This is a genomic window from Porphyromonas gingivicanis JCM 15907, assembly GCF_000614585.1.
Lineage (GTDB): Bacteria > Bacteroidota > Bacteroidia > Bacteroidales > Porphyromonadaceae > Porphyromonas > Porphyromonas gingivicanis.
On record NZ_BAKX01000012.1, the window covers coordinates 10554 to 32944 of the forward strand.

At 43.5% G+C, this 22391-nt stretch carries 14 protein-coding genes and 2 pseudogenes; 7 read left to right on the plus strand and 9 right to left on the minus strand.

Annotation, left to right across the window (positions count from 1 at the left end; translation table 11 throughout):
* Window positions 1–37 precede the first annotated feature (37 nt).
* From JCM15907_RS09070 to tsaD, 6 genes are read right to left on the minus strand one after another with little or no spacing between them, the layout of a single operon-like run.
* On the minus strand, window positions 38–1555 hold the full coding sequence (locus JCM15907_RS09070) for a glycoside hydrolase family 10-like protein (protein ID WP_025843546.1): 1518 nt from the start codon (window positions 1553–1555) through the stop codon (window positions 38–40).
* Window positions 1552–2670, minus strand: coding sequence for a CvfB family protein (locus JCM15907_RS11740; protein WP_025843547.1), 1119 nt, complete (start codon window positions 2668–2670; stop codon window positions 1552–1554). The genes JCM15907_RS09070 and JCM15907_RS11740 overlap by 4 nt, the downstream gene beginning before the upstream one ends.
* Complete coding sequence (locus JCM15907_RS09080; protein WP_025843548.1) at window positions 2671–3894, minus strand: PDZ domain-containing protein; 1224 nt, start codon at window positions 3892–3894, stop codon at window positions 2671–2673. It lies immediately after the preceding gene.
* On the minus strand, window positions 3870–4088 hold the full coding sequence (locus JCM15907_RS09085) for a hypothetical protein (RefSeq protein ID WP_025843549.1): 219 nt from the start codon (window positions 4086–4088) through the stop codon (window positions 3870–3872). Before JCM15907_RS09085 ends, JCM15907_RS09080 begins: the two co-directional genes overlap by 25 nt.
* A gap of 35 nt (window positions 4089–4123) precedes the next feature.
* Window positions 4124–4615: a CinA family protein gene (locus JCM15907_RS09090; RefSeq protein WP_025843550.1), complete on the minus strand. Its 492-nt coding sequence runs from the start codon at window positions 4613–4615 to the stop codon at window positions 4124–4126.
* On the minus strand, window positions 4612–5652 hold the full coding sequence (gene tsaD, locus JCM15907_RS09095; protein ID WP_025843551.1) for a tRNA (adenosine(37)-N6)-threonylcarbamoyltransferase complex transferase subunit TsaD: 1041 nt from the start codon (window positions 5650–5652) through the stop codon (window positions 4612–4614). The genes JCM15907_RS09090 and tsaD overlap by 4 nt, the downstream gene beginning before the upstream one ends.
* Window positions 5653–5917: 265 nt before the next feature.
* On the opposite strand from tsaD, the gene JCM15907_RS09100 reads away from it, so the two are divergent.
* Together JCM15907_RS09100 and JCM15907_RS09105 are read left to right on the plus strand one after the other, a co-directional pair.
* A complete protein-coding gene (locus JCM15907_RS09100) occupies window positions 5918–8065 on the plus strand; it encodes a peptidylprolyl isomerase (protein WP_025843552.1) in 2148 nt (715 codons plus the stop codon).
* Between the two features lie 170 nt (window positions 8066–8235).
* Window positions 8236–8727 (plus strand): metallophosphoesterase family protein, encoded by a 492-nt coding sequence (locus JCM15907_RS09105; protein ID WP_025843553.1) that lies wholly within the window; start codon window positions 8236–8238, stop codon window positions 8725–8727.
* Between the two features lie 184 nt (window positions 8728–8911).
* Here the strand turns inward: JCM15907_RS09105 and JCM15907_RS09110 are convergent, their stop codons facing one another.
* The 3 genes and pseudogenes from JCM15907_RS09110 to JCM15907_RS09125 all read right to left on the minus strand — a co-directional run bounded on the left by JCM15907_RS09110 (window position 8912) and on the right by JCM15907_RS09125 (window position 12640).
* Window positions 8912–9262 (minus strand): transcriptional regulator, SarA/Rot family, encoded by a 351-nt coding sequence (locus tag JCM15907_RS09110; protein ID WP_025843554.1) that lies wholly within the window; start codon window positions 9260–9262, stop codon window positions 8912–8914.
* Window positions 9263–9285: 23 nt separating this feature from the next.
* A pseudogene (locus JCM15907_RS11745) lies at window positions 9286–11747 on the minus strand (FAD-dependent oxidoreductase).
* A gap of 344 nt (window positions 11748–12091) precedes the next feature.
* Window positions 12092–12640: a hypothetical protein gene (locus JCM15907_RS09125; protein ID WP_242396888.1), complete on the minus strand. Its 549-nt coding sequence runs from the start codon at window positions 12638–12640 to the stop codon at window positions 12092–12094.
* A gap of 569 nt (window positions 12641–13209) precedes the next feature.
* Here JCM15907_RS09125 and pta point away from each other — a divergent pair.
* The 5 genes and pseudogenes from pta (at window position 13210) to JCM15907_RS09180 (ending at window position 21683) form a co-directional block, all read left to right on the plus strand.
* On the plus strand, window positions 13210–14226 hold the full coding sequence (pta, locus tag JCM15907_RS09135; protein WP_025843557.1) for a phosphate acetyltransferase: 1017 nt from the start codon (window positions 13210–13212) through the stop codon (window positions 14224–14226).
* Between the two features lie 21 nt (window positions 14227–14247).
* Window positions 14248–15447: an acetate kinase gene (locus JCM15907_RS09140; protein ID WP_025843558.1), complete on the plus strand. Its 1200-nt coding sequence runs from the start codon at window positions 14248–14250 to the stop codon at window positions 15445–15447.
* A gap of 275 nt (window positions 15448–15722) precedes the next feature.
* Window positions 15723–19405: pseudogene (purL, locus tag JCM15907_RS11750) on the plus strand (phosphoribosylformylglycinamidine synthase).
* 58 nt (window positions 19406–19463) lie between these two features.
* The gene (gene dprA / locus JCM15907_RS09175) at window positions 19464–20525 is read left to right on the plus strand and encodes a DNA-processing protein DprA (protein WP_081773845.1); all 1062 of its coding nucleotides are present in this window, start codon (window positions 19464–19466) and stop codon (window positions 20523–20525) included.
* A gap of 9 nt (window positions 20526–20534) precedes the next feature.
* A complete protein-coding gene (locus tag JCM15907_RS09180) occupies window positions 20535–21683 on the plus strand; it encodes a glycosyltransferase (protein WP_025843566.1) in 1149 nt (382 codons plus the stop codon).
* The last annotated feature ends 708 nt before the right edge of the window (window positions 21684–22391 follow it).

Below are 22391 nucleotides of genomic sequence, written 5' to 3' on the forward strand. Positions count from 1 at the left end.
TATTCTCAAAGGTATAAAAAAACATAAGACGACAGCCTTAGAAAAGGAAAGAGGGTTTACTCTCCACCCCGAAATGGTTGAGTGCCGTTACCGCAAATCCCTTATAAATAGGCTGATAAGGAATTTGGTAGAAAGGCTGACTACTGATGGATAAAAGCTGGGCTTTGTGGGGGAAATCACTTTTTTTTCCATTCGGGAGAGCATATACCAAATAGAATCGAGGCGAGAGAGGGTCGCCCTCTTGGTAGGTATCTTCCCACTCCAAAAAGGGCGAAGAGCCACCCCCGAGTGCGTAGCGCAGGTCGGTTACCTTCTTGGAGGTTGTTTTTCGGAACTCTTGTCGTATAGGAGTTGCCACCCTACGCCCTGCATATATCTTGCTAAGTTGTGGCACAATGCCCCCATAGTTAGCCCAAAGGTCATCGGCAGGCCAGAAAAAATCGCCCCGAGCCACCCTGCGCTGGTGTGTAATCTTGGAGGGAAGTTGCTGACTATCCATTGAGCGGCGTATATCTTGCCCTACATAAAGCATCGTTTTGCCCAACTTCTGCGCCCCCCACCAGTCGAGCAGAACTTGATAATCTGCCGAGGGATGACCATAGTTCCAATATATCTGTGGGGTGAGGTAATCAATCCAACCCTCTTTAGCCCACAAAACAACATCTGCATAGAGAGCCTCGTAGCCCTCCAAACCAGAAGTTTTGCTACCTCCAATCCAATTTTTACTATTGCGATAGATGCCAAAAGGACTGATACCTAAAGCAACCCAAGGCTTAGTTGTTTGCAATGTTTCCCGTAGTTGAACAATAAACCTATTGATATTATCTCTCCTCCAATCTCCTTTTTTTGTCCAAGAAAAACCCTTAGGAAGACCATATTTTTCGAAAGATTGATTATCGTTAAAGGGAATACCTGCCACTGGATAAGGATAGAAATAGTCATCTATATGAAGGGCATCAACATCGTATCTTAAAACAATATCTTGCACTACGCGACATACATAACTTCTTACTTCGGGAAGTCCTGGGTCTAAATAGCTCTGGCCATTATACTCCACAATCCATTTGGGATAACGACGAGACACGTGTTCTGGAGAGGTTGGATTCGTTACATTCACGGAAGCACGAAAAGGATTGATCCAAGCATGCAACTCCATCCCCCTCTTATGGCACTCCTCTATGATAAAAGGAAGAGGGTCAAAAACACCTTCGGGCGAAACACCCTGCACACCTGTCAAAAAGCGACTCCACGGCTCGTATTTTGAAGCATAGAAAGCATCCGCCTCACTACGAACCTGAAAAACGACAGTATTAATACCTATTTGATGCAATCTATCGATTCTCTGTACGAAAAATTGCTTTAATTGAACCGCACTCTTCTCTTTGTAGTCATCTCGCCACACTGTAGGCCACCAAGCGGCACGCATCTCCCGCCTCTCTCTCTCAAAATCCGTTTGAGAAAGAGTCCCCTTACGAGGAGCACAACCAATAAAAGTTAAAAGAAAAAAGAAAACAAGAAATCCGCTCCACAAGGAGAGCATAAATAACCGCTTCATAATAGTTTCAATTTGAACGACTCTATTGCAACCAGCCTTTGCTTATACAAAATGCCCACTGAACGCTTGAATACTTTTTTGGAGTATCCCGTTAGTCGCTCAATCTCCTCAGGCGAACTTTTGTCTCCAATGGGCAACTCGCCTCCACGATTACGGAGTAAAGAAAGGAGTTTCTGCGCCCCTTCTTCGAGTCGCTCCATACCTAAAGGAGTCAAGGAGAGGTCTAAGCGGTCATCCTCCCGCACTCGAATTACATAGGCGGTGGTTCGTTCGCCCAAATGCACCGCTCTATCCAGGTCGGAGTTGTACACCAACCCCCAGTAATGATTATTCACAACAGCCCGATAGCCGACAGAAATAGCCTCTACAAAAAGAATATCGACAGCCTCTCCCGGCTCAAAATCAGGCAACTGCTGGGCAATATGTTTGCTCAACTTGGAGGAACCAACAATGCGCCCACTGACATGGTCAATGTAAACAACAACGGGATAGGAATACCCCTCTTGCATTTTCTCTCTTTGTTCGGAAAAGGGTACGAACAAATCTCTGTGTATACCCCAATCCAAAAAGGCTCCATGGTTGGTAACCATATTCACTTTCAAAAAAGCGACCTCACCAACTTGTGCCAAAGGCTTAAGAGTAGTAGCGACCAAACGCCCCTCGTTATCATGATAAACAAACACCTCAACGAAGCTATCAACGACACACTCTTTGGGTAAATAACGATTAGGTAAAAGAATCTCTTCTGAACCTCCGTCCAAATAAGCCCCAGGGGGAGCAAGTCGCACTATGCGCAAAGACTGATAAATACCTAATTGAAACTCTTGAGTCTCTCTTTCAAAAACTAATTCCCCTTCAGACAAAACCTCTTGAGTTATCTTTTTAAGTGAAGCAAAGTCTATATTTTGAGACACAAAAGAATGCTCTCCTTCGGCAGTTTGTTTATACCCTTTGTTCTTCTCTCCAGAAAAACATACTCTCTTTTTCTGCTCCCTTTGAAAGGATGTACTCTTCTTTAATCCAGCTCCAAAAGGGTCCTGTTCTAAACGAGAAAAAGACTTCTCTCCTTGTTGAGAGGAAGTCTTTTTGCTCTTTTTATGATTATTTTCGTTCATCTATTCAAGAGTTATATACGAGTTATCAACAAGTTGAGGCAAAACAGTATATCTCTGAATAATCCCCTCCTTGGTGAGTACATCGATATGTAAATAAGCTTCCTGCGCTGTTCCCGACACATAGGGACGAAAAGCAAAAAGGTAAGAAAAAACTGTTTTATTAGCTTCTTTGGCAAATGCCTTAGCGATGCTTTTATACTCAGAGGTGTCCCAATAACGACAATACTTAACACCACGACGATCGGTAAACATACTGCGCTCATCCCTATAAGAGAGCGTACGCTCCACAAATTTATGGTAAGCAGTTGTAAGCTCTTGTGTCGAGGCTAAAGGTTTATCATTAATAGCTACTACTCGGTCTCCCGCTTTCAATCCCACCTTAGCAACGGGAGTATTAGGGGCTACCGAAGCAATCAAGCCCAAATCGGATGCGTGAAACAGCATTCCTGTATAATTATGTCTGTGCGAAGAGAAACGAATCTGAGGATTGATATTATAGCGCACGAAGGGGAATTGCATCAGCATAATGGGTACAGAAAGACGGGCATACTCCTCCAAAGAAAAGTCCTCAGTCATGTGCTCCACAGCTTCACAACTCCAGTAAAGCATATCTGAGCCATGGGCATCAAAGATGCGGATACCGAATGTCAAGACAAAAGGAGCTGCCTGCTTATTACCTCCTACAGGAAGCAGTGGCACCTCTACTAAAGAGCGTTTTTCCACATCATAGCGTACATCGAAAAGTTTAGTATCCTCGACTTTCTTCTTATCAAAATATGTATTATGAATAAGGGTATAGTAAGTATCTACAATAATATCTGCCTCGGCTCTATTATGCTGTAAACCCAAGGAACGTAGACGATCAGAGATCTGATTCTGTATTTCTAAATCCAGTGGAGAACTACTGCCAGTTTCGTCCGCAAAAGCGAAATAACGAAACTTTTCGAAAGAGATGTTGGGCGCACGACCTGTATCGAAAGGATAAGTCAGAATACGCTCACACTCATCTTCTAAGCTATACATAGCAAAAGAGGAGGCTAGTAATCTCTCGTCTATCAAAGAACGATCTTGACATTCTGGAGTTAGTATTCGTTCGGCAGCTTTATAGCCAAAATTACTAACCTGCATACGTACTCCCTCTGGTGTACGGAGCAAATTCAGGAAATCTTGCTCGCTAATATCAAGAACGGAATGTCCGTTTATAGTTTCAATAATATCTCCCACTTTGAGACCAGCATATCCTGCTGGGGAATTGGCTCTACCGAAAGAACTACGGGGCGATTGGCTCCCCAATTTTCATTATAGCTCATTTGATACTCGAAACCTATACGACAGATTTGATTCTGAGCCATGGTCTCTGTCAAGGAAAAGAAAAGAGCTAAAACCCATGATAGGGCTAAGATATACGATTTTCTCATAATATGATTTTACTATATCGTCGTGCTAAAATACATTATATTCTCCGAATGAAAGCATAAGCCCTCCGTAAAACTTCTTGGGAGACCTGCTCTATAAAACACTCTCGCTTCCCTCGAAAAAAGAGGTACTCTGACTCCAAATGCTCTCGATAGGATATTGCTATCCACACGGAGCCAACAGGATAAGAGGGAAGAGCTCCTGTAGGACCAGCAATACCTGTAGTGGCCAAAGCTAAGTCTGAATGAAAAAGTTTTCTCACACCTAAAGCCATCAATTCTGCTACCCTAGCGCTTACTACACCCTCCTGTGCTATTACTTCCATAGGGACACCGAGCAGCTCATGCTTTATCTGCTCCGAGTAAGTCACAGCACTGCCTGCAAACCAAGCTGAAGCTCCAGAACGTTTAGTACAAAGAGAAGCAATCATACCACCCGTACAACTCTCTGCCACAGAAAGAGTTTCGCCTCTCTCACTAAGTATTTGAGCCAAAAGACCTATCAGCGAAGTCGTTACAAGATAGCTCATCGCTCCAAGGTCGTACGAACAAAAGGAACAATATCAGGGGAGACAAAATCACTCTGCAAGAAAGAGAAGTAACCTGCCACCGCTACCATAGCAGCATTGTCTGTAGTATAAGAGAACTTGGGGATAAAAATATCCCAACCATAACGCTGGGCATAGTCGGCAAATGCCTGACGCAATGCCGTATTGGCAGAGACGCCACCAGCCACAGCCACTCGTTTTATTTTGTACTCTTTAGTAGCCTTGAGAAGTTTACCCATCAATATGTCGACCACCGTTTTCTGAAGAGAGGCACAAAGGTCTTGTTTGTTCTCTTCTATGAAGTTAGGATTCAATGCCAACTCATCTCGTAGGAGGTATAAAAACGATGTTTTCAACCCACTAAAACTATAATTCAAACCTGCCACGTTGGGCTTAGCAAGAACAAAACGATTAGGATTACCCTCATTACCCAAACGATTCACAACAGGTCCCCCAGGATATCCAAGCCCCATAACCTTAGCACACTTATCGAAAGCCTCTCCGGCGGCATCATCTATAGTCTGCCCAACAACTTCCATTTGATATGGGTTATCTACTTTTATGATTTGTGAATTACCTCCTGAAACCAAAAGGCAGAGAAAAGGGAACTCAGGACTACGATGCTCTTCTTCTGGTTCAGAAATAAAATGGGCTAATACGTGAGCCCGAAGATGATTAACCGAAATGAGTGGAACATCCAAAGCAAGATGTAGTCCCTTAACGAAACTTGTCCCCACGAGTAAAGAACCCAACAAGCCTGGTCCCGCTGTAAAGGCAATAGCATCTATCTCTTGCAATGAAACACCTGCTTGACGAATAGCCTCACTCACTACTGGAACGATGTTTTGTAGGTGAGCTCGAGAGGCAATTTCGGGTACTACCCCTCCATAAGCACTATGCACAGCTTGACTGGCTATAACGTTACTCAAAAGCTCACACCCTCGCACTACAGCAGCGCTTGTATCATCGCACGAACTTTCAATACCTAACAATAAAGGGGCTTTTGTATTATTACTCATTCTAAATCTTCATTATTGAGACAAAGATAACTTTTTCTTTAGGTGTATTCATCAGACAAAGATGACTCAATAAAAATAACTCTTTGATTACGTGGACAAATTAATCCAAATCCCAAATAAAGAAGAATGCTAACTATAAGGCATAAACTCTGAAAATATCCACACATCCCGAAATGCAGTATTATGTTATAAAATATTGAGATTTAGTTGGTATTTTGTATCTTTGCCCCTCAGACGAAAAGCAAGAAAAGAATATCATACATATATGGCAACTTTAGAGAAAATTCGAAATCGAGCAGGACTCCTGATTATTGTTATCGGAGTGGCTCTCTTTGCGTTTATTATTGGAGATGGTTTACGCTCTGGCTCTACTCTGCTCCAGCTGAGTAAAAACTCTGCATTAGTTATTGATGGTAATAAAATAGACATTGAAGATTACTCTCAACGACTCGCTGAAATGCAAGAATTTGCCGAAGCTAATGGACAGAAATTGAGCGATGAGCAACGCATGGAACTCAACAACCAATTGGCTCAAGAGTATGTACAAACTATTGCGCTGGAAAACCAGACGGAAGCTTTGGGAATAAAAGTTACCCCTGAAGAGCTTATCGCTCTTATTACAGGTAATGGAGCGCAACAATCCTACCAAGCTCAACAGTTCTTTGCAAGCATTGGTATAAATGCAGAAAATGCAAATGAGGTAAAAGATTTTCTAAACTTAATCTCAGATGCTTCTATCAAGGCAATGCCTCCTGCACAACAGAGTTCATTCCTTCTTAGACAACGTCAGTGGAATGCCATAGTACGTATGATAACGAACGAGCGATTGAGCACAAAGTTCTCTGCTCTTATGTCTCGTAGCTTCGCCATCAATAAGATTGATGCCCAATATCTGTCAGGTGTACCTTCCCGTGATGTGGCTGTGGTACGCACCATGAGTTCTGTACTTACAGACTCTACAGCTATGCCTACCGAAAAAGAGATTCAGGATTTCTACAATAAGCATCCTAAGATGTTTGAACAGAAACTCCCTATTACTAAGGTAAACTATATTGATGTAGAAGTACGCCCCAGTGCAGAAGACTACGCAACGGCTCGTGAAGAGATGGAACAAGTGCAAGCTCGCTTGAGCCAATCCTCGGATGTAGCAGAGGTAGCCCGCAACTATTCTGAATCTTTTGCCCCTGATTTCTATCTAACAGAGCAAGAGTTAAATGAAATTAACCTCTCTCCTTCTTTGGTAGAATTCTTGAAATCTTCGGAGGTAGGTGCTGTAAATACTCCTGCTATCGAAAACGATCGTTACTCATTGGTAAAACTTGTTAGCAAAAAGGTTTCTCCTGAAGCGGTTTATGCACGCATCATTGTTTTAGATACTGTAAATACAACTAAGGCAGATAGTATTGTGGCAGCCATCAACGGAGGTTCCTCTTTTGCAGATTTGGCAACGCTCTATTCTGCAGATCCACAAACTAAAGCCCAAGGCGGTTACTTAATGTTCCCAGACCCTCGTACTGGTGCTGTGGATAGTACTTTAACAGAGGCTCGTGCCACACAAATGGGATTGGACACACTTTACAAAGTTCCCGTAGGAAAAGCTTTTACTATGGATATGGGCGGGGCTAAATTTATCCTCCAAACAGCTCAAACTAAAGCTCCTGTAACAAAATACAAATTGGCTTATATAGCTCTTCCTATTACTTTCTCTGATGCCACATTCAGCGAAAAATACTCTACGATAAACTCAATACTAGCCTCTGGAAAGAGTTTTGAAGAAATGGCAAAAATGGCAGAAGAAAAGGGTCTTGATGTACGTCGCAACGTAGAGATTTCTTCTTTCTCTTCCACCATTGGCTCTATTCCTTCTTCTCGTGAAATCGTAAGTTGGGCTCTTAAGGGAGAAGTAAACGATGTGTATGACAAGATATTCCGCTGTGGAGACTCTCATCTTGTTATTGCTTCTGTCGCTGCTCAACAAAAAGAAGGGACTAAGCCTTTGGAAGAAGTTAAGGAAGATATTAAAGATCGCCTCGTTGTAGAGAAAAGAGGAGAGATATTAGCCTCCAACCTTGCAGCTAAGAATTTGACATCTATCGAAGCCTATGCAGAAGCGATGCAGGCAACCGTAGATACAATCTCAGGAGTAAGCCTCCTTGCCAGAGGGCAAGCCTCTCCTATGATTTCGGCTCATAGTATGGCTACACCTCTCAACAATGTTTCTAAGCCTTTCCGTTCGGAGTACGAAGTAGTAGTTGTAAAGCCTCTCTCTGAAAACGACAAATCTGTAGGAATGCCTCTTGATGCACAGTTGAAGCAACAACGTCGTGCGTTGGGACAAGGTTTGGGTTACAGAGCCTTTGGTTACTTGGTAAACGACCTCAAAGTAGAAGACAATAGAGCTCGCTTCTATTGATAACAATACCTTCTAGAAAATAAACAAAGCCTTTGTTGCAGCACTTCTGTAACAGAGGCTTTTTTATAAACAACACTTTCCAATCTACGAAAGCATCTTGATATTACAACATCTTCTCTCTTTAGGTTCTTCGTATGAGCTTAAGAATGCTTCTCTTATAGAAAGATAAAATGAAACGAATAGGAATACTTTCTGACACACATAGCTATTGGGACGAACGCTTTGCAAAATATTTTTCCAACTGTGATTATATATTTCACTGTGGCGATATCGGGGCTCTATCAATAGCCGAACAACTCTCCACAATAGCTCCCCTCTACGCCGTACACGGCAATATAGATACGCAAGATGTACGAGAACAATATCCCGAAACGCTCTGTGTACACATCGAAAACGTAGATGTATTGATGACACATATAGGAGGCTATCCTGGTCGCTACGAACCGAAAGTGCGAAAGGTGATAGCCAAGAAAAGGCCCAAACTCTTTCTCAGCGGACATAGTCATATTCTAAAAGTAATGCCCGACTCTATGTTCGACCTTCTACACATTAATCCCGGAGCAGCAGGCATATCTGGGTGGCATACGAGAAGGACATTAGTGCGAGTAGAGATCAATGGAGATACTTTTCAAAATTTGGAAGTCATTGAGCTCTCCGAATAGCCTTTGTCAAGGGCAACTCAGTACTATCCCATAGTAAGAAAGAGATAGAAAAAGCCGAGTAACCATACATAGTTGCTCGGCTTTCTTTGTGTTATTGCTCTCCGAAAACTCCCTTGAGGACTTCCTAAAGCCCGCTATTGAAGAGAGTGCAGGGGTTCTTTAGGTAACGTTACATACGTTCCCATCAAAACAAAGGACGGAGCAATTCGGGGATTTCTATCTGCTCCAAATCAAGCTGATGCAGACGCTCTTTTCCTTCTTCGGTAAGGGAGAAAAACATCTGCCTACGATCTTCCTGCCCCAAACTACGAGATACGAGTTGTTTCTCCTCCAAGCGTCTCAACAATTTAGAAAGATGAGAGGTGCGGATACCCATACGTGTACCCAAAACGGTAGGTATCATAGGAGTTCCCTCTTCGCCCAAGGCACAGAGCACCATAGCTTCATTGATAGAGAGCGCATAGGTTTCTTGAAAATTATTTTCAAACTTTTCCAAGACTCTGTAAAGATCACGCACCACACAAATTGTTTTCATTTCGACGAGAATTTACCCGAAAGTTAAATAAAGAGATTGACATTGGCATCATCGGCACGATTCATATAGGTAGCTACCCCTCCTATCGTTACCTCATCCATCAACTCTTCACGAGATACTCCCATTACATCCATAGACATTTGGCAGGCAATGAACTCAACTCCATTTTCGAGAGCCTGTTGGCGAAGCGATTCAAGCGAGTCAATACCTTTCCTCTTCATCAAAAAGCGCATCATCTTGCCACCCAAGCCTCCCATGCTCAACTTGGAGAGCTTTAGTTGTCCCGAATGGGCTGGAAGCATCCAACCAAACATCTTGCCAAAGAAGTCTTTTTCCGTATGAGGTTTCTGTACCTTCTTGATAGCATTTAATCCCCAGAAAGTAAAGAAAATAGTCGTCTTCTCTCCCGTAGCAGCAGCTCCATTGGCAAGAACGAACGTTGCTAAAGCCTTATCCAAACTATCACTAAAGAGAATAAAGGTCTTACCCTTGCCTCCATTGGCAGAAAGACAATTTTGAGGCTTACCTTCTTTTTTCTCTATTACAACCGTATAACAACCCGTTGCGCTGGTCGAAGAAATCAGTTTATGACCTGTAGAGCAACACCATGCCTCGGCATCACGGGGAAATCCAGCATCGGTAGAGACAATCTGCAAATATTCCCCTACTTGCAACGACTCTATAGAACGCTTCATCTTAAGTATAGGTCCTGGACATTGCAACCCACACGCATCTACATGGAGCGTAATGTTGCTGGGGGCCTCCTCTGTCTGTTTTTGACAACAAGGATTGGAAGATGTCATTGGTCTATGTTGAGGAGGAGCAATAGGTGCCGTTGCAGCTCGATAGGTTTTGAGTCCCCCGATAAGATTATAGACACGAGTAAATCCATTCTGTGCCAATATACGGTATCCCATATAGCCTCTTAGTCCAACGGCACATAGAACAATAATATCCTTATCCTTGGGCAATTCATCAAGACGAGTACGGAGCGTATCAAGAGGGATATTTATGGCGTTGGGGAGCGAGCCCATTTGAAATTCATCAGGCGTGCGTACATCGACAAAGAGAGTACTTGCCGAAAGACTTTCGGAAGCAATTATCTCTTTTACTTCACGCCAATACTTAGGGTGCATCTTACCCTCCAAGAGGTTACTTGCAGCATAACCTGCAAGGGTTACGGGGTCTTTTGCCGATGAGAAAGGAGGCGCATAAGCATGCTCAATGCGTGTGAGGTCTTCTACCGTTCCACCCTGCTTTATGATTAGAGCTATTTGATCTATACGTTTGTCGATACCCTTATAGCCCACCACTTGACCACCATATACTTTACCACTGTCGGGAGCAAAAATGAGCTTAATCGTCATCGGTAACGCCCCGGGATAGTACCTGCGTGCGAAGAGGGATGAAGAGTTACCGAGCGATAGTCAATATCCATCTGGCGAAGACGCTTGGCAGACAAGCCCGTAGCCGCCACGGTCATATCAAACACCTTTGCAATAGCCGTACCAATAGAACCTTCGTAGGTTTTTTTTGCTCCGAGCAGGTTGTCTGCGACAATGCGCCCTTGTCTATTGGCGGGTCCTGCTAAGTAGTTTAACCAAGGTTGTTTGGTAATAGGATGAGGATACTCGATGGCATCTCCGATTGCATATATATTCTCATCGGAAGTTTGAAGATATTCATTCACGCTAATACCTCCCGTAGTACCAATCGCCAGATTAGCTTCACGAGCCAAATGCGTTTCGGGGCGCACTCCGATAGAAAGAATTACAATATCTGTAGTAATACTATCTCCGCTCTTGAACTGCACCTTAATACCCTCGTGCGTACGTTCAAAACCCTCTACCGTTTGTTCTAAATAGAGCTGTACTCCCTTTTCGGTCAAATGCTGATGGAGCAATGAAGCCATGGAGAAATCTATCGGAGCCATCACTTGACTCCCCATCTCGACAATGCTTACCTCGGCGCCCCTCGCGTGCAAATTTTCTGCCATTTCTAAGCCGATGAAACCTGCCCCGATAACGACAGCTCGTTGGGGTTTAGTTTGGTCTACAAACTCTTTGACACGTTCCGTATCGGGCACGTTGCGTAGCGTAAATATCCCTTTTATATCTATGCCTGGCAAGGGAGGGCGTACGGGCACGGCGCCTGTCGAGATTACCAATTTGTCGTACTGCTCCGTGTAGTTACTCCCATCTATACGGCTTATAGAGACGGTTTTATTGGTCCTATTGATAGAGACTACCTCACTTTCGGTACGTACATCAACGTTGAATTGAGCCGAAAATTTTTCGACTGTCTGTACAAAAAGTTTTTCTCGCTCACTAATAACTCCACCTATATAGTAAGGCAAACCGCAGTTAGCATAGGAGATATGCGCCCCCCTTTCGATGAGAACAATCTCGACACTCTCGTCCATTCTGCGAATACGAGCGGCTGTGGTAGCTCCTCCAGCAACTCCTCCGATGATAATGATTTTCATTTTTGCTCCTTTTGTAAATTAGTTTCCATTGGAAATAACATTGCAAAGAAACAAAATGTTCGTGGATTGGCAATCGAGAGACAAAGGCTTAAAAATCTAAGGTTATACGAGCCTATTCAAAACCATCCGTGCAAACGTTCAAAAGGGTCTATGGTTTTGAGCAAAAGGGTCTATGGTTTGCATCGAAAGGGTTATACCCTTGGAAACTGTTACATGGGGATTTCCCAAAAAAGCTCCTCACCTGTGCATAGAGCAGGGTAAGGAGCCTTTTCTTCAAAAAAAGTAGTTTCTATTTCAAAAGCATTGCCTCTAACGAAAGTGGAGACAATGGCTTTCCATCCGTATCAGAACTCCAATTCGAGCCCTATCTTTAGCTCTTCTGGAGCGAAGCGTACCCCCCAACCAGAGGTACCTACTCCCTCCTCTTCACCAGCAAAGAAGCTGTTTCGATAGCCTATAAATCCTAAACGAAGACACAGACAGAGCCCTTCGGTCAAATCGACACAAGCCCCAGGTCGTATCCCTACCTCAAAGCCCCTCATCGACTCTACATTGGGAGCGTCGGGGGTGGCGTGGGGGACCTCTATTTCTTTAGACCAGTTGACCCCAACACAGCCATCCAAGTAGAGGTTAAATGGCTCTCTATGAAAGTAGTAGTAGCGAACAAAAGGTGTTATACTATAAAAATGGCTTGTCTTTTTAGCTTGTGTACTCAACTCGGTGCCATAGTCGTATGATAGGAACGCCCCCAACCCCCAATCGTTATTGAATAAGTAACCAAACTCAGGAGCGAACTCGAACGAGTGTTGCTTATCGTCTGCATCGTACCAATAGTTGATAACACCTCCTACAAAGAAGCGTCCCTTGTGCTCATGGGGTTCTTTATGTCCCATTTGTTCTTTGTAAGAAAAAGCATTTTGTCCGCATAGGACTCCCAAATAAGAGCTCACCAAAAGGAGCAATAAAAATGTGCGTTTTAACATGTTGTACTTTTATTATATGTGATTTTTATCATGGACTGATTTTGTCATAACGGATATTCTCATCCCTTCTGATATAAATAAAATTAACGATTTGCAAACAGAAAAACAAGAGCCATCGAAAAGTAAAATTGGTTTGAAGCCTCAATCTTTATAAAAAAACACAAAGAAATCCCCTATAAATACTATTCTATAAAGGTCATTGATAGTCAATATGCGTGTCTTGCCATAAGAGAATAAAAAGCTATCTTTCATAGCGATATAAAGTCTGTAAAAGAGCAATGAGACACAAAGCAAGAAATCAACATTTGAACGCTTTTCTAAAAAAGGGAAGCTACCAAAGGCTCCTTTTCTCCTAATTTTGATGTCTATCGCTAAATGCTTAACTTTGCAACGGTTTTGTGAGTCGTACATTGCATATTCTATTACTCACTAAAGCACCTCTATTAGAAGTATATATTTAGTCAACGAAAAGATACGACATGGATTTAATGCAAGAAATTATTGCACGTGCCTGTGCCGACAAACAGCGCATTGTGCTTCCCGAAGGGTCTGAACCTCGCACCCTTCAAGCTGCAGACAGACTTTTAGCCGAAGGTGTAGCACATTTAATTCTTATCGGGAAGCCCGAAGAAATCAAAGCTAAAGCTACCGAATTGGGTTTAAAAAATATCGACAAAGCAGAGATGCTTGACCCCGAAAACCACCCTCGTCGCGAAGCTTACAGAGATCTTCTCATGGAGCTCCGCAAGTCTAAAGGTATGACACAAGAAGAGGCAGACAAATTGGTTATTAACCCTCTTTACTTAGCTTGCCTTATGATTAAGGCTGGAGACGCCGATGGAGAGCTTGCAGGAGCATTAAATACAACAGGTAACGTATTGCGTCCAGCCCTTCAGCTTGTAAAAACCATGCCAGGTATCAGTTGTGTGAGTGGAGCTTTTCTCCTTTTCACACAAGCCAAACATATCGGCCGTGAAGGTTTGGTAGTCGTAGCTGACTGTGCTGTAACCCCTAATCCTACTGCTAAAGAACTTTCAGAGATTGCCGTTGCATCTGCCAAAACTGCCCAGGCTATCGGTGGTATGGAGCCTCGTGTAGCTATGCTCAGCTTCTCTACTTTTGGTAGTGCCAAGGGTGAGATGGTAGATAAAGTCGTAGAAGCGACTCGCTTGGCAAAAGAGTTGGCACCCGACATCGCCATTGACGGAGAGATGCAGGCCGATGCTGCTCTTGTAGAGACAGTTGCTAAACTCAAAGCTCCTAATAGTGCCGTAGCAGGTAAGGCCAACGTTTTGGTATTCCCTACTCTTGAAGTAGGTAACATTGCCTATAAATTTGCAGAGCGTCTCGGAGGTGCTATTGCGATTGGTCCTATCCTACAAGGTATGGCTGCTCCTATCAATGACTTGAGTCGTGGCTGCTCTGTGGACGATATATACAACATGGTGGCAATCACAGCCAATCAGGCTATTGCTGCAAAGAACAGTACAAAATAAATTAACCCATTACACATAATTATGAATATACTCGTTTTGAACTGTGGAAGTTCATCCGTAAAGTATAAACTCATGGAGATGCCCCAAGCTAATGTATTGGCTCAAGGCGTTGTAGAGAAGTTGGGCTTGGAAGACTCTTTCCTAAGATTCAAGCTCCCCAACGGAGATAAAGTAGTTTTGGAGAAATATATGCCCGAACACACTGTGGCTATCGACTTCGTACTACAAACCCTCACCAGCGAACAATATGGTTGCATCAAGAGCTTGAAAGAGATTGATGCCGTAGGTCATCGTCTGGTGCACGGAGGCGACAAGTTCAGCAAGAGCGTTGTTATCACCGATGAAGTGGTAGCCAAAGTTACTGAATGCATTGACCTTGCTCCTCTACACAATCCTCCCTCACTCAAAGGTATTGCAGCTGTAACAGAATTGATGCCCGAAGTACCTCAAGTAGGGGTATTCGACACCTCTTTCCAGCAAACCATGCCCGAACATGCTTACATGTATGCACTCCCCTATGAGTACTACGAAAAGTATGGTGTGCGTCGTTACGGCTTCCATGGAACCAGCCACCGCTATGTAAGCCAACGTGCTTGCGAGTTCTTAGGTCTTGACTTCAAGAAGACTCGTATCATCACCGCCCACATCGGTAACGGAGCCTCTATTTCTGCTATCAAAAATGGCGAGTGTATCGACACTTCTCTCGGTTTGACACCAACTGAAGGACTCATCATGGGTACTCGTTGTGGCGATGTAGACCCCGGTGCTCTCGTCTTCATCGGAGAGAAAGAAAAAATGTCTTACGCCGACCTTTCTAATATGATCAATAAGAAGAGCGGTGTACTCGGTATCAGTGGTGTTTCTTCTGACATGCGTGAGATCGAAGCCGCTATTGCTGCTGGCAATGAGCGTGCTAAATTGGCATTGGAAATGTACGACTACCGTATCAAGAAGTACGTAGGTGCTCTTGCCGCCACAATGGGCGGAGTAGACGTTATCGTATTTACAGGTGGTGTGGGCGAAAACCAAACTACAACTCGTGAGTACGTATGCCGTGATATGGAATATATGGGTATCCAACTCGACAATGAGTTGAACGCAAAAGTGCGTGGCGAAGAGTGCCTACTCAGCACAGCAGATAGCAAAGTAAAAGTGGTAGTTATCCCCACCGATGAGGAAAAGATGATTGCCCTCGACACCTTAGAACTTATCAAGAAGTAAGTTCTTCTCTAACCAACCAAAAGCCCCCGCCTCTTAGAAAGAAAAGAAGCGGGGGCTTTTTCATAACCTTATCCTTTACTCTTAGAGAACTAACCATTCGAGGCAATGGCTTCAAACTATTGATATATATAGAGTTTATCAGACGAGAAACGGGAAGAACTTCTCCCTCCCAAAATATCGTGTACTTCGTCTTTTAGTCGTAACTTTGTAGAGGTGTATTGTTTACACCTCTATCTATTTTTGAAGAGTAAGATAACACTTAAGATAAACTTTATATGATTAGCTATTTCCTCTCCTCAGAGCGTTCTCTTTTCATTGTAGAACACAATAGCCCTTTTACAAACGAAGAAATTAAGCGACTCAATTGGCTTTTCGGCATTCAAGAGGGTTTTGAACCCCAACCTACGGTGAAGGGAACCTTTGTCGGTCCACGCAGTGAGATGATTTCTCCATGGAGTACCAATGCGGTGGAAATAGCCGAAAACATGGGATTAAAAGGCATCTCCCGTATCGAAGAACTAAAAGAAAAAGAAGCCAATATAGAGCATGACCCTATGTTGGAGATGGTCTACACAGACCCCAATGCCGACATTTTCACTTTCGAGTATGAGGTAGAGCCTATACACTATATCGACGATATTGAGGCTTATAATAAGAGCGAAGGTTTGGCTCTAAGCCCCGAGGAGATAACCTTTTTGGAAAAACTCTCCCAACGTATTGGTCGCAAATTGACCGATAGTGAGCTCTTCGGATTTTCTCAAGTAAACTCTGAGCACTGTCGCCATAAAATATTCAATGGAACTTTTATCATCGATGGCAAAGAGCAGGAGGCTTCGCTCTTCTCGATGATTAAATCTACTTCGCAGGAGAATCCCAACGGATTAGTGTCTGCCTACAAAGACAATGTCGCTTTTGTAGAGGGAGGTAGAATAGAACAATTTGCTCCCCTATCGGCAGATAAGTCGGACTTCTACGCCACTCGCCCTATCGACACAGTGCTCTCGCTCAAAGCAGAGACCCACAACTTCCCCACTACCGTAGAGCCTTTCAATGGAGCAGCTACGGGTACGTGGAGAGATTAGAGACCGTATGGCTGGAGGAAAAGCCTCTATCCCCGTGGCAGGTACAGCGGTTTATATGACCTCTTACCCTCGCCTCAAAGGGGAGCGCAAAGAGCTTATGGGAGCGCGTAAATGGCTTTATCAGCACCCTCAAGCCATCCTTACCAAGGCATCTAATGGAGCAAGCGATTTTGGTAACAAGTTCGGTCAGCCATCATTGCAGGGTCGTTGCTCACTTTCGAACATCAAGAGGCAGAGCAAGCTACTCGCTATGGATTTGACAAGGTTATCATGTTAGCAGGAGGTATCGGTTATGCCCATGCCCAAGATGCTATAAAAGAAGAGCCCAAACCTGACCAATTGGTCGTTATGATGGGGGGAGACAACTATCGTATCGGTATGGGAGGTGGAGCCGTTAGCTCGGTAAACACGGGACAGTTCAGTTCGGGCATCGAGCTCAATGCAGTACAGCGAGCCAACCCCGAAATGCAAAAAAGAGTTTGCAATGTGGTGCGCGCTTGGCAGAAGGAGAAGACAATCCTATCATCAGTATCCATGACCACGGAGCTGGAGGACACCTTAACTGTTTGACCGAACTCATCGAAGCAACGGGTGGCGTTATTGATATAGATGCTTTGCCTGTGGGCGATAAGAGCCTTTCAGCCAAAGAGATCATTGGTAACGAAAGTCAAGAGCGTATGGGCTTGCTTATTCAAGAGAAAGACTTCGACCGTATTGCCGCCATTGCCGAGCGTGAGCGTGCACCTATATATAAGGTAGGTCATACAACCGATAGTAAAGAGCTTGTTTTCAAACGAAACAATGGAGAGGAAGCAATCCACCTCGCTGTAGAAGATATGCTGGCTAAGCCTCCTCGCACCATAATGAATGACAAAACTATAGAGCACCATTACGCCAATGCCGACTACGATGCCCAAGCTCCTCTACAATATCTCGATGGAGTACTAAGCCTCGAAGCTGTAGCTTGTAAGGATTGGCTAACGAACAAGGTAGACCGTTCGGTTACGGGACGTATAGCCCGCCAACAATGCTGTGGAGAGCTACAACTTCCTCTTAGCGACCTTGGGGCTATTGCCTTGGATTATCGTGGGTGCAAGGGGTATGCCACCTCTATCGGACATGCTCCTCAAGCAGGATTGATAGACTCAGCTACAGGCTCGGTATTGGCTATTGCGGAAGCACTAACCAACATCGTTTTTGCTCCTTTAGAAAAAGGATTAGAAAGCGTTTCTCTAAGTGCCAACTGGATGTGGCCCTGTCGTAACGAAGGAGAAGATGCTCGCCTCTATCGTGCCGTAGAGGCCTGCGCTCAGTTTGCCATAGATTTGGGTATCAATATCCTACGGGTAAAGATTCTCTTTCTATGACTCAAAAGTATCCCGATGACAAGCCCGTTGTGAGTCCCGGTACTGTAATCATCTCGCAGCAGCCCCTGTTAGCTACGTAAAGGGTATTGTTACGCCCGTGATTAAACCAGCTAAGAACTCTCATTTGATATATATAGACTTCAGCTTTGCTCCTCTCAGTTTGGGAGGCTCTGCCCTTTTCCAAAGTTTAGGTAAGGTGGGAACAGAGGCACCCTCGATAGCTAACCCTGAATACTTTGCCGATGCATTCGATGCCGTACAAACCCTCCTTTCAAAAGGACTCGTATTAGCAGGACATGACATATCCGCTGGAGGTCTTATCACAACCTTATTGGAAATGTGCTTCGCAAACGTGACAGGAGGTCTTGCTATTAATCTCTCATCCATTCCAGAGGAAGATTTGACCAAGCTACTCTATGCAGAAAATCCGGGAGTAGTACTACAAGTAAAAGAACTCTCTACTGTAGCAGAGCTTCTCGAAGAAGCTGGAGTAGGTTATGCCCTTATCGGAGAGCCTTCTGAACTTCGCAGTATAGAGATCATCAAGAAGGACAAGAAGTTATCCATAGATATTGACCAAGCACGTCGCATTTGGTATGAACCTTCCTACCTATTGGATCGTTTCCAATCTACTGAACAGTTGGCAAAAAAACGCTTCGAAAACTTTGCTCATCAACCCATACAGTTCCAATTTGCCCCCGACTTTACGGGCAAACTTTCGGCACTCGGTCTCGACCCAGACCGCAAGGAGCGTTCGGGCATCGTAGCTGCTGTAGTGAGAGATAAGGGTACTAATGGGGAGCGAGAGATGGCTTATGCGCTTCACCTCGCTGGTTTCGATGTAAAAGATGTACACTTAACCGACTTAACTTCGGGAAGAGAGACATTGGAAGATACTCAACTACTCGTTTTCTGTGGAGGCTTTTCTAATAGTGATGTATTGGGATCGGCAAAAGGCTGGGCGGCAGGTATTCTCTTTAATGAGCGTGCCAAAGCTACTATAGAAGCCTTTTATGCCCGTCCTGACACCCTAAGTTTAGGTGTATGTAATGGCTGTCAACTTATGGCAGAGTTAGGACTTCTTTATGAAGACCATAAACCTCGCATCGTATGGAACATAACACATCTCATAAATACGAGAGTTGCTTCGTGAGTCTCACCATTCCTGAGAATAACACCGTTATGCTCTCTTCTTTGGCAGGGAGTAAGATCGGCGTATGGTGTGCCCACGGAGAGGGACGCTTCGCCATAGACGAGTCTCTTGACCGCTACAATGTTGTGGCTCATTATACTTACGATGCCTATCCTGCTAACCCTAACGGTTCACCAGAGGGTATTGCAGCAATGGCAAGTGCGGATGGTCGTCATTTGGCTATGATGCCTCACCCCGAGCGTTCTATATTCCCATGGCAATGTGGTTTCTATCCCGAAATGGGTCACGAGGTAACGCCATGGATGGAAGCCTTTAGAAATGCGTACAACTGGCTTAAAGAAAAGTCTAATAAATAATAGATAAAAACATGATTCAGCGGGCTTCTTATATATTAGCCTTAGTCGCCTTGAGGGAATGGGGTGTATTACCATGCGCCGTCTTCTTGAGGCGATTCCTTTTATCGAAGAGATTTTTCATAAACCCGAAATTCTTCGTAACCAGTTCCCCCAACTCTATAATCGTTTTGCCAAGCAGTTAGTCCAATTTTCTATTATAGAAAGGGCAGAAAAAGAACTCGAAGATACACGAGCTAAGGGTATAGAAGTAATTACCATAGGTGACGAAAAATATCCATCACTACTATCGGAGTGTGTAGATGCTCCTGCCCTCCTTTTCTATAAAGGAGAGCAAAAGGCATTACAAGCAGAGTACAAATTAAGTATTGTCGGTACTCGAAGAGCAACCACTTACGGTCGAAAAGTTGTAACCGAGCTCATCGGACAATTAGCCTCACTACTTCCTAACCTTACCATTGTTAGCGGTTTAGCATATGGAATAGACATTACAGCTCATAGGGCTGCTTTAGAAAACAAGTTACCTACTATAGCTGTTTTGGCACATGGATTAGATCGTATCTATCCCTATCAACATCGTAAAGAGGCTATTGAGATATTGCAACAAGGAGGACTCCTCACGGAATATCCTCTGGGTACCCCTATCGAACGCTATCAGTTTGTGGGACGTAACCGCATAGTGGCAGGTATTTCTTCAGCAACTTTGGTAGTAGAATCAGCTTTACGTGGAGGGGCTCTGCTAACGGCCTCTATGGCAACTGACTATAATAGAGAAGTATTGGCTATTCCTGGACGACTCGATGATCAATATTCCAAAGGGTGCAATCAAATCATTGCACATCAACAGGCGCAAGCGATCTCTTCTGCCGAAGATATTCTCAACTCTTTGGGTTGGTCTACTACAAAAAAAATGTCGGGAGAAGAGCAGATTTCACTCTTTCCCGACATAGATTTGCCAGACAACCCCATCCTACAGTTACTACAAAAAGAGGAGACTCTCCATTTCAACGACCTAATTGTGCGCCTCAATCTATCGCCATCAGAGCTTGCTAATAAGCTCTTTGAATTAGAAATGGATGGTTATATTACCACACTCCCGGGAGGAAAATATTCTTTAACCTGAAACGTTGCCATGATAGAAACAATCCACGTCATTGCTCTTAACATCCCTTGGCCAGCCAACTATGGAGGGGTCATAGATATTTATTATAAGCTATTGGCTTTTCACAGAGCAGGAATGAAGATTATACTCCACTGCTTTGAGTACGACCGTCCACAAGCGGAGCAACTGAATACTATATGTAGTGAAGTTTACTACTACCCGAGAGTAACAGGCTGGCAAGCCAATCTTTCATTACTTCCTTATAATGTGTATGGACGTAAAGCTCCTCAACTCTTGAAACGATTGTTGCAAGACGATTATCCCATACTATTTGAGGGACTTCACTCCTGCTATTATCTCAATCATCCATCGTTAAGGAATCGATATAAGATATTCCGTGCTTGCAACATCGAGCATCATTACTATCAAGCAATAGGAGATGCAGAAAAGAATCCACTGAAGAAAGCATTTTATTATCTGGAAGCTTTTCGTTTTGCTCGCTTTCAAAAGACCGTCCAATATGCTCATCTATTGCTCGCAGTTTCTCAGGCTGAGACAAACTATTTACAAGAAGAATTTCCCAACAAACAAGTAAAATTTATCCCATGCTTTCACGAAAACGACAGCATCACATCGCAGATAGGAGCATCTGATTTTATCTTATATCATGGAAAACTTTCCGTAAAAGAAAACGAGGAAGCAGCCCTCTATATGATAAAACATATATTCAGCCAACTCCCCTATCATTGTATAATAGCTGGTATGAATCCTCCAGATAGTTTGTATCAGGCAGCCAGCCCATATAACAATGTAAAAATTGAAGCTAATCCGTCCAGTGAACGTATGAAGGAATTAATGCAAACAGCACACATAAATACTCTTTTTACTTTTCAGAGCACAGGACTAAAACTAAAACTGCTAAATAGCCTTTTCTCGGGACGGCACACTCTTGTCAATCCAACTATGTTAGTGGGCTCTGGCTTAGATAGCTTGTGTCACATTGCTCGTACTCCACAAGAAGCGATTGAGCTTTGTCACAAACTATTTAAAATACCTTTTGACCAACAAGACATTCAACTACGAAAAGACTTATTATTTCCTCTCTTCTCCAACCAAGCGCAAATAGAAGTGCTAATTGACATTATCCGAAAGGATAGCCACCAAGCCAAATCCATGTAAAGCAACCGCTTTTTAAACTTTTCTAAGCCCTTATGCCCCCAAATATAAAGGAGAAGGTGATAAAGGATAGCAGGTAGCTGATAGAAGAAAAAAAGAAGGGACTAAAAAAGGTAATTAGTCCTCCCTTAAAAAGCATTGATAAGAGGGAAGTCATCCATCCATGGCTTCTCTCTTATTATTTTGAGCAGGTGCAAAAGAGCTCTCATGGCTCTTTTTCGGACACTACCTAGAGAAAAAGGAACAATACAAAGAATAGCATACTAAGCAGAAAGAGAGGATTCATACTCCTTTTCCCATAATATAGATATACAACATATACAAAAATATTGGTGTCCGATAAAAGTTTTTCGCGACTTATCATTCTCTTTTTATCGGTTACTATTCTAAGAAATAACCAACTATTCTCTTTCTAAGAGAATTTCTCCTTTTCATCAAAGTATATTGGTATTCTATTTAATCGGACAGCCGAATAGTCAATCTCTTAGGAGAGCTTTTTGGTGACAATCTCATACTCTTGCCACCACAAGAGGTAAGAGAATAGCAAAACAGGTTCTCGTCAATGAGTTTTGAGAGGCTTTTTATCGGACAGCTGACTCTGTGCAAGAAAAAAGGGGCTTACTGAAACAAAAAAGACTCCAAAGGAGCTAATTTATGGGCTTAACTATACCTTTTTATGCTTTCGAAAAGTTTTATCGGACACCAATAAAA

Bases quoted from the DNA above. Each gene is read 5' to 3' on its own strand.
- JCM15907_RS09070 (WP_025843546.1), bottom strand. From the start codon at position 1,555: ATGAAGCGGTTATTTATGCTCTCCTTGTGGAGCGGATTTCTTGTTTTC.
- JCM15907_RS11740 (WP_025843547.1), bottom strand. From the start codon at position 2,670: ATGAACGAAAATAATCATAAAAAGAGCAAAAAGACTTCCTCTCAACAA.
- JCM15907_RS09085 (WP_025843549.1), bottom strand. From the start codon at position 4,088: ATGAGAAAATCGTATATCTTAGCCCTATCATGGGTTTTAGCTCTTTTC.
- JCM15907_RS09090 (WP_025843550.1), bottom strand. From the start codon at position 4,615: ATGAGCTATCTTGTAACGACTTCGCTGATAGGTCTTTTGGCTCAAATA.
- tsaD (WP_025843551.1), bottom strand. From the start codon at position 5,652: ATGAGTAATAATACAAAAGCCCCTTTATTGTTAGGTATTGAAAGTTCG.
- JCM15907_RS09100 (WP_025843552.1), top strand. From the start codon at position 5,918: ATGGCAACTTTAGAGAAAATTCGAAATCGAGCAGGACTCCTGATTATT.
- JCM15907_RS09105 (WP_025843553.1), top strand. From the start codon at position 8,236: ATGAAACGAATAGGAATACTTTCTGACACACATAGCTATTGGGACGAA.
- JCM15907_RS09110 (WP_025843554.1), bottom strand. From the start codon at position 9,262: ATGAAAACAATTTGTGTGGTGCGTGATCTTTACAGAGTCTTGGAAAAG.
- JCM15907_RS09125 (WP_242396888.1), bottom strand. From the start codon at position 12,640: ATGGGACATAAAGAACCCCATGAGCACAAGGGACGCTTCTTTGTAGGA.
- pta (WP_025843557.1), top strand. From the start codon at position 13,210: ATGGATTTAATGCAAGAAATTATTGCACGTGCCTGTGCCGACAAACAG.
- JCM15907_RS09140 (WP_025843558.1), top strand. From the start codon at position 14,248: ATGAATATACTCGTTTTGAACTGTGGAAGTTCATCCGTAAAGTATAAA.
- dprA (WP_081773845.1), top strand. From the start codon at position 19,464: ATGGGGTGTATTACCATGCGCCGTCTTCTTGAGGCGATTCCTTTTATC.
- JCM15907_RS09180 (WP_025843566.1), top strand. From the start codon at position 20,535: ATGATAGAAACAATCCACGTCATTGCTCTTAACATCCCTTGGCCAGCC.